This window comes from Streptomyces sp. G45 (assembly GCF_049542095.1).
In the GTDB taxonomy this organism is placed as follows: domain Bacteria; phylum Actinomycetota; class Actinomycetes; order Streptomycetales; family Streptomycetaceae; genus Streptomyces.
This window is the reverse complement of record NZ_JBMUZU010000001.1, coordinates 7,550,940-7,565,981: the sequence shown is the minus strand read 5'-3', so window position 1 is coordinate 7,565,981 and position 15,042 is coordinate 7,550,940. Positions and strand designations below refer to the sequence as shown.

The 15,042-nt window shown below is 70.8% G+C and carries 12 protein-coding genes; 2 read left to right on the top strand and 10 right to left on the bottom strand.

Annotation, left to right across the window (positions count from 1 at the left end; all coding sequences use genetic code 11):
* Positions 1 to 7: 7 nt before the first annotated feature.
* From rpsD to ACOBQU_RS32135, 5 genes are all read right to left on the bottom strand, one after another.
* Positions 8 to 622, bottom strand: a complete 615-nt coding sequence (gene rpsD / locus ACOBQU_RS32155) for a 30S ribosomal protein S4 (protein WP_384801067.1) — start codon at positions 620 to 622, stop codon at positions 8 to 10.
* 296 nt (positions 623 to 918) lie between these two features.
* The gene (locus ACOBQU_RS32150) at positions 919 to 2,274 is read right to left on the bottom strand and encodes a replication-associated recombination protein A (RefSeq protein WP_423631969.1); all 1,356 of its coding nucleotides are present in this window, start codon (positions 2,272 to 2,274) and stop codon (positions 919 to 921) included.
* 48 nt (positions 2,275 to 2,322) lie between these two features.
* Entirely contained in the window at positions 2,323 to 2,964 is a 642-nt protein-coding gene (locus tag ACOBQU_RS32145; protein WP_423631967.1) for a vitamin K epoxide reductase family protein, read from the bottom strand.
* Between the two features lie 277 nt (positions 2,965 to 3,241).
* A complete protein-coding gene (hisS, locus tag ACOBQU_RS32140) occupies positions 3,242 to 4,504 on the bottom strand; it encodes a histidine--tRNA ligase (RefSeq protein ID WP_423631965.1) in 1,263 nt (420 codons plus the stop codon).
* A 14-nt stretch (positions 4,505 to 4,518) separates the two neighbouring features.
* On the bottom strand, positions 4,519 to 5,241 hold the full coding sequence (locus ACOBQU_RS32135) for an MBL fold metallo-hydrolase (RefSeq protein ID WP_423631963.1): 723 nt from the start codon (positions 5,239 to 5,241) through the stop codon (positions 4,519 to 4,521).
* Positions 5,242 to 5,459: 218 nt separating this feature from the next.
* Between ACOBQU_RS32135 and ACOBQU_RS32130 the strand changes: the two genes are divergently transcribed.
* On the top strand, positions 5,460 to 6,287 hold the full coding sequence (locus tag ACOBQU_RS32130) for a peptidylprolyl isomerase (protein ID WP_423631961.1): 828 nt from the start codon (positions 5,460 to 5,462) through the stop codon (positions 6,285 to 6,287).
* Positions 6,288 to 6,521: 234 nt separating this feature from the next.
* Complete coding sequence (locus ACOBQU_RS32125) at positions 6,522 to 7,754, top strand: DUF349 domain-containing protein (RefSeq protein ID WP_423631959.1); 1,233 nt, start codon at positions 6,522 to 6,524, stop codon at positions 7,752 to 7,754.
* A gap of 104 nt (positions 7,755 to 7,858) precedes the next feature.
* On the opposite strand, the gene ACOBQU_RS32120 is transcribed toward ACOBQU_RS32125, so the two are convergent.
* The 5 genes from ACOBQU_RS32120 to yajC all read right to left on the bottom strand — a co-directional run bounded on the left by ACOBQU_RS32120 (position 7,859) and on the right by yajC (position 14,868).
* Positions 7,859 to 10,444, bottom strand: coding sequence for a RelA/SpoT family protein (locus ACOBQU_RS32120; protein WP_423631957.1), 2,586 nt, complete (start codon positions 10,442 to 10,444; stop codon positions 7,859 to 7,861).
* A gap of 200 nt (positions 10,445 to 10,644) precedes the next feature.
* Positions 10,645 to 11,184 carry an adenine phosphoribosyltransferase gene (locus ACOBQU_RS32115; RefSeq protein ID WP_423634852.1) on the bottom strand — a complete coding sequence of 180 codons (540 nt, stop codon included), beginning with the start codon at positions 11,182 to 11,184 and terminating at the stop codon, positions 10,645 to 10,647.
* Between the two features lie 47 nt (positions 11,185 to 11,231).
* Positions 11,232 to 12,359, bottom strand: a complete 1,128-nt coding sequence (gene secF / locus ACOBQU_RS32110) for a protein translocase subunit SecF (RefSeq protein ID WP_423631955.1) — start codon at positions 12,357 to 12,359, stop codon at positions 11,232 to 11,234.
* A gap of 1 nt (position 12,360) precedes the next feature.
* Positions 12,361 to 14,232, bottom strand: a complete 1,872-nt coding sequence (gene secD, locus ACOBQU_RS32105; RefSeq protein ID WP_423631953.1) for a protein translocase subunit SecD — start codon at positions 14,230 to 14,232, stop codon at positions 12,361 to 12,363.
* A gap of 168 nt (positions 14,233 to 14,400) precedes the next feature.
* The gene (gene yajC, locus ACOBQU_RS32100; RefSeq protein ID WP_423631952.1) at positions 14,401 to 14,868 is read right to left on the bottom strand and encodes a preprotein translocase subunit YajC; all 468 of its coding nucleotides are present in this window, start codon (positions 14,866 to 14,868) and stop codon (positions 14,401 to 14,403) included.
* Positions 14,869 to 15,042 lie beyond the last annotated feature (174 nt).

Here is a 15,042-nt window from a genome sequence, read left to right as displayed (position 1 = left end):
GTCCGGGTCAGCGGGCGTAGTACTCGACGACGAGCTGCTCGTCGCAGATCACCGGGATCTCCTTGCGGTTCGGCTCGCGGTCCAGGCGGAAGGCCAGGGCCTTCAGGTTGACCTGGAGGTAGCGCGGGGTCTCGCCGTCGGCGGCGAAGCCACCCTCGCGCGCGACCTCGAACAGCGGCTTCTGGCGGCTGCGCTCGCGGACCATGACGACGTCGTCCGGCTTCACACGGAAGGACGGCTTGTCGACCTTGTGGCCGTTGACCTCGATGTGGCCGTGGACGACCATCTGGCGGGCCTGGTAGATCGTGCGGGCGATGCCCGAACGCAGGACCAGGGCGTCGAGGCGGCGCTCCAGCTCGATGATCAGGGCCTCACCGGTCTTGCCCTGGACCTTGGAGGCACGCTCGTAGGCGCGGACGAGCTGGCGCTCGGACACGTCGTACTGCGCGCGCAGGCGCTGCTTCTCCAGCAGACGGACCTTGTAGTCCGAGTTCTGCTTGCGGCCGCGGCCGTGCTCGCCCGGCGGGTAGGGGCGGGCCTCGAAGTACTTGACGGCCTTCGGGGTCAGCGCGATGCCGAGGGCACGCGACTTCTTGACCTTGGGGCGGGACTGGTTCGCCACTTCTTTTCCTTTTCTCGTTCGGCTGCCTCAGGGTTACGGGAGGTCGCATCCGCAGCCGGGATCCCGACAGGCCCGCGAAAGGCGTGTCAGGCAGCCACTCCCTGGTCTGGGCACATACGTGCAGCACACGAACGGCCCACCGACCGGTCCCGGGACTCCGGGTGGTGGTGGGCGGCCCGCGACACCTACGACGGTGCGCGACGCTCCTGGATCAACGATCCGGCTGGTTGTCCCGCCTGAGGCGCCGACCGGAGCCGGACACGGGACGCAGCGCTTCGAGGAAGTCTACAGGCTGCTCAGGACCGCTTGCGACCGAGGTGCTTCCTGGTCCACTCCACCGCGTCCGCGTACCTCGCCTCCGCGCCGTGGCGGCTCGGGGTGTAGTACTCGCGGTCCTTGAGGGCGTCCGGGGCGTACTGCTGGGGGGCGATGCCCTCGGGGAGGTCGTGGGGATACACATAGCCCTGGGCGTGGCCGAGCTTGGCCGCGCCCTTGTAGTGGCCGTCGCGCAGGTGGGGCGGGACGGGACCGGCGTGGCCCTTGCGGACGTCCTCCAGGGCGGCGCCGATCGCCGTCGTCGCCGCGTTGGACTTCGGGGCGAGGGCCAGGGCGATCGTGGCGTGGCTGAGGGTGAGCGCGGCCTCCGGGAAGCCGATCATGGCGACGGCCTGGGCGGCGGCGACGGCGATCGGCAGGGCGTTGGGATCGGCGAGGCCGATGTCCTCGCTGGCGGAGATCATCAGGCGGCGGGCGATGAACCGGGGGTCCTCGCCCGCCTCGATCATCCGGGCCAGATAGTGCAGCGCGGCGTCCACGTCCGAGCCGCGGATGGACTTGATCAGGGCGCTCGCGACGTCGTAGTGCTGGTCGCCCGCGCGGTCGTATTTCACCGCGGCGCGGTTGACCGACTCCTCCAGGGTCTGGAGCGTGATCTCCCGCTCGCCCTTGGCGAGGGCGGCGCCCGCGCCCGCCTCCAAGGCCGTCAGGGCGCGGCGCGCGTCCCCGCCCGCGACGCGCAGCAGGTGCTCCTCGGCGTCCTCGGGCAGCGTGACCGCTCCGCCGAGGCCGCGCTCCTCGGTGAGGGCGCGCTTGAGGAGGGCGCGCAGGTCGTCGTCGGTGAGCGGCTCCAGGGTCAGGAGCAGGGAGCGGGACAGCAGCGGGGAGATCACCGAGAAGTACGGATTCTCGGTGGTCGCCGCGATCAGGGTCACCCAGCGGTTCTCCACGGCCGGGAGCAGGGAGTCCTGCTGGGCCTTGCTGAAGCGGTGGATCTCGTCGAGGAAGAGCACCGTCTCCTTGCCGTGCCCGCCCATGGCGCGGCGGGCGCCGTCGATGACCGCGCGGACCTCCTTGACGCCCGCGGTGATCGCGGACAGCTCCACGAAGCGCTTGTTGGTCGCCTTGGAGACCACATACGCCAGCGTCGTCTTGCCGATGCCGGGCGGGCCCCACAGGAACACCGAGGACGGCCCCGCGGGCCCGCCGCCGCCCTCGCCGACGAGTCTGCGCAGCGGCGAGCCGGGGCGCAGCAGGTGCTGCTGGCCCACGACCTCGTCGAGCGTGCGCGGGCGCATGCGGACGGCGAGGGGGCTGCTCGCCGGGTCCTTCTCCTGGCGGTCCTCGGCGGCGGCGGTGAACAGGTCGGGCTCCACGTCCAAAACCCTATGCCACCCCACTGACAATCAGGTCGGGCCGGGTGCTCAGGCCCAGAGGTCGGTGCCCCACCGCGTGAAGATCAGCATGGCGATGATGCCGAGGTGCACGACCGGCAGCGCCCAGGTGAAGTCCTGGAAGAAGCTCCGCAGCCAGCCCGGCGCGGGCAGGAAGCCGTTGCGGATGTTGAAGGACGTCACGTACCAGAACATCAGGATGGTCGCGGCCCAGGCCAGGCAGCACCACAGGCACAGCGCGTTGATCCGGTACAGGGACTGGAACTGCAGCCACGTGCAGAAGCCGACCCCGAACAGCGTGCCCGCGTTCAGCGTCAGCCAGTACCAGCGCGGGAAGCGAGCCCCGGCGAGCAGGCTCATGCCGACGCCGATGACCACGGCGTAGGCGGCGAGACCCAGCATCGGGTTGGGGAACCCGAAGGCCTCGGCCTGGTCGCTCTTCATGATGCTGCCGCACGCCACGACCGGATTGATGCTGCACCCCGGCTGGAAGTTCGGGTCCTTCAGCAGCTCGAACTTGTCGAGCGTGATCACCCACGACGCGAGCAGCCCCGCCGCACCCGTGACCACCAGCAGCAGCGCGAGCGCCCGGCTGCCCCCGAGCGACCCGGGCGCGTCCTCACGGTCCGCGCCGGAGGCGGCACCGTCCTTCACCGACATCGTTTTGCTCATCACGCCGTTTCCGTCGCTCGTGGGTGGGCCTGCGGGCAGGGTCATTGTGCCGTACGCACCTGTGTGTCCACCGTTCGACGGACGCAAGCGCGTACGCCCGGGGGTCCCGCGACCGCCACCGCGCCGGAAACCTGACCCCCATGACCCCAGGCAGCACCACACCGCCCCCTCAACTCGCCGTCCGCGTACGAGGGTTGCGCAAGTCCTACGGACCCGTGACCGCCGTCGACGGCCTCGACCTCACCGTCGGCCACGGCGAGGTCTTCGGCTTGCCCGGTTACGCCAGCCTGTCCTTGAGCACCGCCACGATCACGTCGAGCGCGACGGCCTCCTGCTCGCCGGACTCCATGTCCTTGAGCTGGACGACGCCCTCGGCGAGGTCCCGCTCACCGGCGACGACGGTGAAGCGCGCGCCGCTGCGGTTGGCGTTCTTCATCGCGCCCTTGAGTCCCTTCCCGCCGTACGAGAAGTCCGCCGCGACCCCGGCCTTGCGCAGCTCCGTCACCTTGGCGAAGAGGACGCGGCGCGCCTCCTCGCCGAGGGGCACCGCGAACACGCTGGTGGCCGCGGGCAGGGCCAGGGCCACGCCCTCCGCCTCCAGGGCGAGCACCGTGCGGTCCACGCCGAGTGCCCAGCCGACGGACGGCAGCGAGGGGCCGCCGATCATCTCGGACAGGCCGTCGTAGCGTCCGCCGCCGCCGACCGCGGACTGCGAGCCGAGGCCGTCGTGGACGAACTCGAAGGTCGTGCGCGTGTAGTAGTCGAGGCCGCGGACCAGCTTCGGGTCGTCCTCGTAGGCGACGCCCTCCGCCGTAAGGAGCTCGCGCACCTGCTCGTGGTACGACTTGCACGCGTCGCACAGGTAGTCGCGCAGCAGGGGCGCGCCCACGAGCTGCTTCTGCACGTCGTCGCGCTTGTCGTCGAGGACCCGCAGCGGGTTGATCTCGATGCGGCGGCGGGTCTCGTCGTCCAGGTCGAGGCCGCGCAGGAAGTCCTGGAGGGCGGCGCGGTAGACCGGGCGGCACTCCTTGTCGCCGAGCGAGTTCAGCAGGATGCGGAACTGCTTGAGGCCCAGCGAGCGGTACGCCTGGTCGGCCAGGATGATCAGCTCGGCGTCGAGCGCGGGGTCCTCGGCGCCGATCGCCTCGGCGCCGACCTGCGAGAAGTGGCGGTAGCGGCCCTTCTGGGGGCGCTCGTAGCGGTAGTACGAGCCCGAGTACCAGAGCTTGACCGGGAGGTTGCCCGCCTTGTGGAGGTTGGCCTCCAGGGCGGCGCGCAGCACGGAGGCGGTGCCTTCGGGGCGCAGGGCGAGCCTGTCGCCGCCCTTCGTCTCGAAGGCGTACATCTCCTTGGTGACGATGTCGGTCGACTCGCCGACGCCGCGCGCGAACAGCTCGACGTTCTCGAAGCCGGGCGTCTCGACATAGCCGTAGCCGGAGTTGCGCAGGGGGGCCGCGATGGCCTCGCGCACCGCCAGGTAGGTCGCGGAGGCGGGCGGCAGCAGGTCGTACGTGCCCTTGGGGGCCTTGAAGGTGCTCACTTCAGAGTCTTTCTTCAGATTCCTCGTCGAGGGGCGGACGCGGGGTCCGCGCCGTGGCCTTGACGGGCGGCGGCCACCTGCCGCAGATACGGGTTGGTGGCGCGCTCCTGGCCGATGGTCGTCTGGGGGCCGTGGCCGGACAGGACCACGGTCGAGTCGTCGAGGGGCAGACACACGCGGGCCAGCGAGTCGAGGATCTCGGGGTGGCTGCCGCCCGGCAGGTCCGTGCGCCCGATGGAGCCGGCGAACAGCAGGTCGCCCGAGAAGAAGACCGACGGGATCTCCGCCGTCTCGGGCATCCGGAAGGTCACCGACCCCTTGGTATGGCCAGGGGCGTGCGCGACGGAGAAGTCGAGGCCCGCGAGGCTCAGCTCCGCGCCGTCGCCCAGCTCCCGCAGGTCGTCAGGCTCCCCCACGGTCAGCTCGCCCATCAGCGGCATCCCGATGGAGCGGCCGAGGGCCTTCTCCGGGTCGCTCATCATGTAGCGGTCGGCGGGGTGGATCCAGGCGGGCACGTCGTGGGCGCCGCACACCGGGACGACCGAGGCCACGTGGTCGATGTGGCCGTGGGTGAGGATGACCGCGACGGGCTTGAGCCGATGCTTCTTGAGCGCTTCCTCGACGCCCGGGGCGGCCTGGTGGCCCGGGTCGATGATCACGCACTCCTCGCCCGCGGCGGGGGCGACCAGATAGCAGTTGGTGCCCCAGGCCCCGGCGGGAAACCCGGCAATGAGCACGATCGTCCTTCGTTTCGTCGTACGGCGGAGGGGTCCGCGAGGGGTCCGCGGAGCGCGCGGCGGATCCGCCGGGCCCTGAGGGTCCGTCCGGGTCCGATCGCGGCAGATCAGGCCCCAGCCTACCGGCGCTGCCGATTCCACAGGTAACCCATATACGGTACGGGGCACGCGCGGCCGCTTCCGCCGCGCACCGACGGCCAAGGCGAGGAGTGGACCCGGTGGTCAGCCAGCAGCAGCGGCGCAAGCAGCTCGCTCGGGAGAAGTATCTGCGGCAGCAGCAGCGGCGGGAGGCCGCGCAGCGCAGGCGGCGGGTGCGCAACGCGGTGATCGCGGGCGCGCTCGCGCTGGTCGTCGGCGGCGGCGCGGTGTCGTACGCCGCGGGCGCCTTCGACGACGGCGGCTCCACGAAGGACGACGCGGCCGCCGACCCGACGCCGAGCAAGCCCGCGGACCCCTGCCGCAAGGCGGCGCCCGGCAAGGTCAAGCCGCTCAGCTTCAAGAAGGAGCCGAAGCTGACCGTCGACACGTCGGCGTCGTACGCGATGAAGCTCAGCACCACGTGCGGCGACATCGGCGTCGCCCTGGACGCGAAGAAGGCCCCGCGGACCGTCAACTCCTTCAACTTCCTGGTGAACAAGGGATACTTGGACCACACGCGCTGCCACCGCCTCACCAAGGGCACGGTCAACGTCCTCCAGTGCGGCGACCCCAAGGGCACCGGCGAGGGCGACCCGGGCTACTCGATCCCGGACGAGAACCTGAAGGACAAGCGGGTGCGCGGCGGGGTGTACCCGGCGGGCACGGTGGCCATGGCGAACCGCTACAACGCCCAGGAGAAGAAGGGCCGCGACACCGGCGGCAGCCAGTTCTTCCTGGTGTACGAGGACACGCGGCTGCCGCCCGACTACACGCCGTTCGGAACGGTCGACAAGGCCGGGATGAAGGTCCTGAAGAAGATCGCCGCCGCGGGTGAGAGCACCGGCCAGGGCGACGGGGCGCCGAACGCGACGGTGGTCATCGACAAGGCGACCGTCCGCGCCTCCTGACCGGGGGCGCGCGGCGGCGGCCGGGAGAGACGGGCCACGGCGGCGGGCCAACGGACGAGCGAACCGGCGGCGGGCCAACGGACCAGCGCACCGGCGGCGGACCAACGGTGGGTGAATTTCGCCCGCGCTGGATGCGGACAGCCGCCCCGCCGGTCGCCTATGTTGGCGGTGACGAAACTGTGGACGATGCCGGGGGCCCGTGGCCTTGTGCAGGCATCATGTGGAGGAGGCGCTGTGAGCAGCGACCCGTGGGGCCGCGTCGACGAGACGGGGACCGTGTACGTGCGTACGGCCGACGGCGGCGAGCGAGTGGTCGGTTCGTGGCAGGCAGGATCTCCCGACGAGGCCCTGGCCTATTTCGAGCGCAAGTATGACGGGCTCCTCGTCGAGATCGGACTTCTTGAGCGCCGGGTGCAGACGACCGACCTGTCGGCCAAGGACGCGATGACCGCCATCGACCACCTGCGCCAGCAGGTCGACGAGGCGCACGCGGTGGGCGACCTGGAGGCGCTGGGCAAGCGCCTCGACAAGCTCGTCGCGACCGTCGAGGCGCGCCGTGAGGAGCGCAAGGCGCAGAAGGCGAAGCAGTCGGACGAGGCGCGGCACGCCAAGGAGGCCCTGGTCGCCGAGGCCGAGGAGCTGGCGCAGAGCGAGCAGTGGCGGGCCGCGGGCGAGCGGCTGCGGGCGCTCGTGGACACCTGGAAGGGCCTGCCGCGCCTGGACCGCAAGTCCGACGACGAGCTGTGGCACCGCTTCTCGCACGCCCGCTCGGCGTTCTCCAAGCGCCGCAAGGCGCACTTCGCGCAGCTGGACGCGCAGCGCGAGGAGGCCCGCAAGGCCAAGGAGAAGCTGGTCGCGGAGGCCGAGGCGCTCTCGGGCTCCACGGACTGGGGGCCGACGGCCGCCCGCTACCGCGAGCTGATGGCCGACTGGAAGGCGGCGGGCCGCGCCCAGCGGGAGCACGAGGACGACCTGTGGAACCGCTTCCGTGGCGCCCAGGACGTCTTCTTCGCGGCGCGCAGCGCGGTGTTCGCGGAGCGCGACGCGGAGCAGGCGGAGAACCTGAAGCTGAAGGAGGAGCTGGCCGAGGAGGCCGAGAAGCTCGTCCCGGTGACGGACCTGAAGGCGGCCCGCGCGGCCTTCCGCTCCATCAACGAGCGCTGGGAGGCCATCGGCCACGTCCCGCGTGACGCCCGCCCGAAGGTCGAGGGCCGGATGCACGCCGTGGAGCGCGCCCTCCAGGAGTCCGAGGAGGCGGAGTGGCGGCGTACGAACCCTGAGGCGCGGGCGCGGGCCGAGGGCCTGACCGGGCAGCTCCAGGCGGCCGTGGACAAGCTGAAGGGCCAGGTCGAGCAGGCCCGCGCGCAGGGCAACACGGCGAAGGCCGACAAGCTCCAGAAGGAGCTGGACGGCCGCCAGGCACTCCTGGACCAGGCGCTGAAGGGCCTTCAGGAGTTCGGCGGCTGAACCCCCGGGCCAGCGAGGACGCCGACACGAGTCCGCCCCCGGTGCCGGGCACCGGGGGCGGACTCGTGTCCGGGCGCGGGCCGGGGCCCGCGGACATCCGGCCGCTAGGGCCGCCGCGCCGAGGTCACCCGGTACACGTCGTAGACGCCCTCCACGCCCCTGACGGCCTTGAGGACGTGGCCGAGGTGCTTGGGGTCGCCCATCTCGAAGGTGAAGCGGGAGGTGGCGACGCGGTCGCGGGAGGTCTGCACGGCCGCCGACAGGATGTTCACGTGCTGGTCGGAGAGGATGCGCGTGACGTCCGAGAGCAGGCGGGAGCGGTCGAGGGCCTCGACCTGGATGGCGACGAGGAACACCGAGGACTGCGTGGGCGCCCACTCGACTTCCAGGATGCGCTCGGGCTCCCGGGACAGGGACTCCACGTTCACGCAGTCGCTGCGGTGAACCGATACGCCGCTGCCGCGCGTGACGAAGCCGATGATGGGGTCGCCGGGCACGGGCGTGCAGCAGCGGGCCAGCTTGACCCAGACGTCCTCGACGCCCTTGACGACGACGCCCGGGTCGGCGCTGGAGCGCCGCTTGGTGCGGCCGCGGCGGGCGGGCGGGGCGCTCTCGGCGATGTCCTCGTTGGCGGCCTCCTCGCCGCCGAGGGCCTGCACGAGCTTCTGCACGACGCTCTGCGCGGTGACGTGGCCCTCGCCGATGGCCGCGTACAGCGAGGAGATGTCGGGGTAGCGCATCTCGTGGGCGAGGGTGACGAGGGAGTCGCCGGTGAGGATGCGCTGGATCGGCAGGTTCTGCTTGCGCATGGCCCGCGCGATGGCGTCCTTGCCCTGCTCGATGGCCTCCTCGCGGCGCTCCTTGGAGAACCAGGCGCGGATCTTGTTGCGCGCGCGGGGCGACTTGACGAAGCTCAGCCAGTCCCGGCTCGGCCCGGCGCCCGCCGCCTTGGAGGTGAAGACCTCCACCAGGTCGCCGTTGTCCAGGGTCGATTCGAGCGGTACGAGGCGGCCGTTGACGCGGGCGCCTATGGTGCGGTGGCCGACCTCGGTGTGCACGGCGTACGAGAAGTCCACGGGGGTGGCACCGGCGGGCAGCGCGATGACATCGCCCTTGGGGGTGAAGACGAAGACCTCGTTGCGCGACAGGTCGAAGCGCAGGGACTCCAGGAACTCGCCCGGGTCCTCGGTCTCCTTCTGCCAGTCGAGGAGCTGGCGCAGCCACGCCATGTCGTTGAGGTGGTCGTCCTTCTTGCCGGACGACTTCGGGGCGTCGGTGCGCACCTTGGAGGCGCCCGCGACGGCCTCCTGCTTGTACTTCCAGTGCGCGGCGATGCCGTACTCGGCGCGGCGGTGCATGTCGAACGTGCGGATCTGGAGTTCGACGGGCTTGCCGTTGGGGCCGATGACCGTCGTGTGCAGCGACTGGTACATGTTGAACTTGGGCATCGCGATGTAGTCCTTGAACCGCCCCGGAACCGGGTTCCAGCGGGCGTGGACGGTGCCCAGGGCCGCGTAGCAGTCGCGGACCGTGTCGACGAGGACGCGGATGCCCACCAGGTCGTAGATCTCCGCGAAGTCCCGGCCGCGGACGATCATCTTCTGGTAGACGCTGTAGTAGTGCTTGGGGCGGCCGGTGACGGTGGCCTTGATGCGGGCGGCGCGCAGATCGGCCTGGACCTCGTCGGTCACTATGGCCAGGTACTCGTCGCGCTTGGGCGCCCGCTCGGCGACGAGCCGCACGATCTCGTCGTACATCTTGGGGTAGAGGATCGCGAAGGCGAGGTCCTCCAGCTCCCACTTGATGGTGTTCATGCCCAGGCGGTGGGCGAGCGGAGCGTAGATCTCCAGCGTCTCGCGGGCCTTCTTCTCCTGCTTCTCGCGCTTCAGATAGCGCATGGTGCGCATGTTGTGCAGGCGGTCGGCGAGCTTGATGACCAGGACGCGGGGGTCCTTGGCCATGGCGACGACCATCTTGCGCACGGTCTCGGCCTGCGCGGCCTCGCCGAACTTGACCTTGTCGAGCTTGGTGACGCCGTCGACGAGCAGCGCGACCTGGTCGCCGAAGTCGCGGCGCAGCTGCTCCAGGCCGTACTCGGTGTCCTCGACGGTGTCGTGCAGCAGGCCCGCCATGAGCGTGGCCGGGTCCATGCCCAGCTCGGCGAGGATGGTGGTGACGGCGAGCGGGTGCGTGATGTACGGGTCGCCGCTCTTGCGCTTCTGGCCCCGGTGCCAGCGCTCGGCGACCTGGTAGGCGCGCTCGATCTGGCGCAGCGTCGCCGTCTCGATCTTGGGGTCGTTGCTGCGGACGATCCGCAGCAGCGGTTCGAGGACCGGGTTGTACGGGTTGGAGCGCTGGACGCCGAGGCGGGCGAGCCGGGCCCGTACGCGGTTGGAGGAGCCCGAACGTTCCGGCTTGCCGGAGGCGGGGCGCGTGGCGGGCGGCTGGGCGGGGCGCGTGGCGGGCGGCTGGGCCGGGCGGCGCTCGGGGCCCGGCCGGGTCTGCCCGGCCGCCGTGTCGGCCCGCTCGGCGCCCGTGGGGGCCGCGCCGCGGGTCGGCGTCCCGCCGGTCGCGGGCGTCCCCGTGGGCGCGCCCGGCGCCTGCTGCGCGGACGCGGCGGCGGGAGCCGCGGCCCGCTCGGGCTGTTCGGCGGGCTGGGCGGCGGCAAGTGGCTGGGACTCGTCTGGCAAGAGCGCTCCCTGTGCGCGATCGGGTCACCCGGTGAGGTCCCGAGTGCCCATGGTATCGATCCTGGGCCCCCGGCTCGCCCTCGGCCGGTGAGACGGCTCTGTCCTGGGGAAACACCGGAGGCGGGCGCCGGATTCCACCGGGCCCGCCTCGATGCGCGCGGCCGTCCCGCCGCGCCGCCGCCGTCGCGCGAGGGCGGCGCTCAGACCGTGAGCAGCGCCTCCAGCGGTGCCCCGTCCAGAGCGGGAACCAGCCGGTCGCGCCCGCCCAGGAAGCCCAGCTCCATCAGCACCGCCACACCGGCGACCTCGGCCCCGGCGCGGCGGATGAGCTGGAGCGAGGCCTCGGCGGTGCCGCCGGTGGCGAGGACGTCGTCGATGACCATGACGCGGTCGCCCGCGGTGAGGTCCTCGGCGTGCACCTCGATCTCGGCGCTGCCGTACTCCAGGTCGTAGGCCTGGCTGAGCGTGGCTCCGGGGAGCTTGCCCGCCTTGCGTACGGGGATGAAGCCGAGCCCGGCGCGCAGCGCCACCGGGGCGCCCAGGATGAAGCCGCGCGCCTCCAGGCCGATCACCTTGGTGGCGCCGTGCCGGGTGCTCAGCTCGGCGAGCGCGTCGGTGAGGGCCGCGAACGCCGCCGGGTCGGCGAGCAGCGGGGTGATGTCCTTGAACATCACGCCGGGCGTCGGGTAGTCCGGCACATCGCGGATGCGGCTGAGGAGCAGCTCCCTGGTCGCGGTCAGGGCGTCGGTCTCGGTCACGCTGGTGTCCCTCCCGGTCATCGGCCCGGTCATCGGCGCTTGCCCGACGGGCGGCCCCGGCCGCGGTTGCGGACGGGCTGGGCGCGGGGGCCGGAGCGGGGGCCGACGACCGCGGGGGCCTCGTCCTCCGGGTCCTCGGCGTCCGCGGGGGTGTCGGCCGCCGGGGTCTCGGCGGACTCGCCCTTGGCGTCCGCCGCCCTGCGCTTGGCGAGCACCCGCTTCTTCAGCGCCTTCATCTGCGGGTCGGTCTCCTTGAGATCGGCGACCAGCGGGGTCGCGATGAAGATCGAGGAGTACGCGCCCGCGGCGAGGCCGACGAACAGCGACAGCGAGATGTCGTTCAGCATGCCCGCGCCGAGGAAACCGCCGCCGATGAACAGCAGACCGGCGACCGGGAGCAGCGCCACGACCGTGGTGTTGATCGAGCGGACCAGCGTGCCGTTGATCGAGCGGTTGGCGATCTCGCTGTAGGTGAAGCGGGTCTGCTTGGTGATGTCCTTCGACTGCTCCTTGAGGCTGTCGAAGACCACGACCGTGTCGTACAGCGAGTAACCGAGGATGGTGAGCAGACCGATCACCGTGCCCGGCGTCACCTCGAAGCCGACGAGCGCGTAGACGCCGACGGTGATGGTGATGTCGTGGATCAGGGCGATGAGCGCGGCCACGGCCATGCGCCACTCGAAGGCGATCGCCAGATAGACCACGACGAGGATCATGAAGATCGCCAGGCCCTGCCAGGCCTTGTTGGCGATCTGGTCGCCCCAGCTCGGGCCCACCAGGTCGGCGTTGATGTCGTCCGCCTTGAGGTCGAGCTCCTTGGCGAGCTCGGCCTTGATCTGGTCGGACTTGTCGGTGTCGACGCCGCTGATCTGGATGCGCAGCGTGTCGTTGCCGAGGCGCTGGGCGATGGCCTGGTGGCCGGAGGCCTCCTCGGCGACCTCCTCGGCCTTGGCCGCCGAAACGCTGGTCTTCGGCGTGTTGAAGACGGCGCCGCCCTCGAACTCGATGCCCATGTGCAGGCCCCGCACCATCAGGGCCACGAAGGCCGTGATGGTGATCAGGATCGAGATGCCGTACCAGATCTTGCGCTTGCCGACGAAGTCGTAGCCGACCTCGCCGCGGTAGAGCCGGGCGCCGAGATTGCCGAGCTTCGACATCTCACGCCTCCTTCGGGTTCGGGTCGACGGGGGCGGGGGCGCTGGTGCGGCGCGAGCGGCGCAGCGGCGGCTTGGCGCCGAGCCGCTTCGGGTCGAGACCGGACCACTTGTGGCCACCGGCGAAGAACTTCTTGCGGGCCATGATGGTCATCAGTGGCTTGGTGAAGAAGAACACCACCACGACGTCGAGGAGCGTGGTCAGGCCGAGCGTGAACGCGAAGCCCTGGACCTTGCCGACGGTGACGATGAAGAGCACCGCCGCGGCGAGGAACGACACGAAGTCCGACACCAGGATGGTGCGCCGGGCGCGCGGCCAGGCGCGCTCGACGGCGGGCCGCAGCGTGCGGCCCTCGCGGACCTCGTCCCTTATGCGCTCGAAGTAGACGATGAACGAGTCGGCGGTGATGCCGATGGCGACGATGGCGCCGCAGACGGCCGGGAGGTTGAGCGCGAACTTAATCGTCGGACCGAGCAGCGTCATGATCGTGTACGTCAGCGCGGCGGAGACACCGAGGGACGCGATGGCGATCAGGGCCAGGCCGCGGTAGTACGCGACCAGGTAGATGATGACGAGCGCGAGGCCGATGGCGCCCGCGATCAGACCGGCGCGCAGCTGCTCGCCGCCGAGGGCCGCGCTGACGGTGGTGACGCTCTGCTCCTTGAAGGTCAGCGGGAGCGCGCCGTAGGACAGGATGTTGGCCAGGTCCTTGGCCTCGTCCTGGGAGAAGCTGCCGGAGATCTCGGCCTGGCCGGAGGTCAGCGCCTGGCGCACGTACGGAGCGGAGACGACCTCGCCGTCCATGACGATGCCGAACTCGTTCATCGGCGGCTGCTGGCTGGCGAGCTTGCCGGTGATGTCACCGAACTGCTTGGTGCCGGTCTTGGAGAAGTCCATCGTGACCTTCCAGCCAGCGGCACCCTGGGTGTCGAAGACGGCCTTGGCGTCGTCGACCTCCTTGCCGTTGATCTCGGAGGGGCCGAGGATGAACTTGTCCCAGTTGTCGCCGTTCTTGCCGCAGGCGACGACGGTGTCCGAGGGCTTGACGCCCTCCTTCACCTTGGCGCGGGCCTTGGGGTCGGTGCAGTCGAGCTTGGCGAACTGCTCCTGGAGGGCGGCGGAGGGCTGGTCCGGCGCGGGGGGCGTCGGCGGGTCGTCCTTCTTCTTGCCGCTGTCCTTGTCACCCTTGTCGCCCTTGTCCTTGTCGCCCTTGCCGGAAGGGGTCGAGGACGGGGTGGGGTCGGCCTTCAGGGCGTCGGAGACGGGGCGGCCCTGCGTGGTCGGGGACGAGGACGGGGAGCCGGACTGGCCCTTGTCGTCCTTGGCCGCGTCACCCTTGCCGTCGTCGTCCTTGGACTTGTCGCTGGCGCTCGGGGACGGGGATGAGCCTGGCTTGTCCTTGTCGCCGCGGTCCCCCTTGCCCTTGTCGCCCTTGTCCCCCTTGTCCTTGCCGCCGTCGGCGGGGGTGCTGGGCTGCTGGGCGAGGACGGGCCGGAAGTACAGCTGGGCCGTGGTGCCGACCTGCTTGCGCGCCTGCTCGGCGTTCATGCCCTTGGGGATGTTGACGATGATGTTCTCGGAGCCCTGGGTCTGGACCTCGGCCTCGGAGACACCCAGACCATTGACACGCTTGTTGATGATGTCAACAGCCGTGTTCATATTGGTCTCGTTGATCGCGTTCTTCTGGCCCGGCTCGTTCTTCGCCTGGAGCGTGATGCTCGTACCACCGGCGAGGTCGATGCCGAGGCGGGGCGTGGTGTGCCCGGAGAGGAACATCCCCCCGGTGAGCGCCACCAGGGCGATCAGGATGAAGACCAGGGTGCGTCCCGGTTTCCCCTGGGTTCCCTGCCTTCGGCCCTTCTTGGGTGCTGCCACCTTCTCGTTCTCCCTGTCCTACCGCCCCGCCTGCGGGGTGCTCCCCCGGCCTTCGCCGAGCGGAAGGGGTCCCGGGCGGGCGGCCATGAAGTTGTGTGAGACGCGGCGCGAAATCACAGGCGGCGGGGCCGCGGGCGCGAGCGGGCGCACGGCGGTCCCCAGCCGTGACTACTTCGCGCCGGACTCGCCGTCGGTCTTCTTCGGCTCCGCGTCTGCGGCCTCGGGGGCCTCGTCGGCCGCGTCCTTCTTGCCGAGGTCGATGCGCGAGTCGTCAGACACCGGCCCGTCGGTCTCGTCGGTCTCGGTGAGGGAGGAGGCGTCGTCCGGCACCACCGGGGTGTCGTCCTCGTGGTCCGCGCCGTGCACGATGCGGTTGTACTCGTCGTCCTCCAGGACGGCGCCGATGGCGTTCTTCGCGTAAACCGCGTGGACGCCCGGGGCCACCTCAAGGAGGACCGAGTCGTCGTGGACCTCCTTGACGGTGGCGTACATGCCGCCGATGGTGCGGATGCCGGTGCCAGGCGTCATCTCGTTGCGCATCTGGGCGGCCGCCTGCTGCTTCTTCTTGGCGGACCGGGTCATCAGGAACATGGCCCCGATGAGCACGATGAACGGGAGGAGGGTCACGATATTCACGGGACGGAATTTCCTTCGCACGACCGCGTGGTGAAGCGGCCTGATGGATGGGGGTGGGCGGCGCCGCTTATAAGGGCGGCATCGGCGGAGTCTAAGCGAGTCCGCGCCTAACGAACAACGCTCAGCATGGCACCGCAGTTCCTGGCCGTGCGACTCTCCGCGCCGATCCCGGCC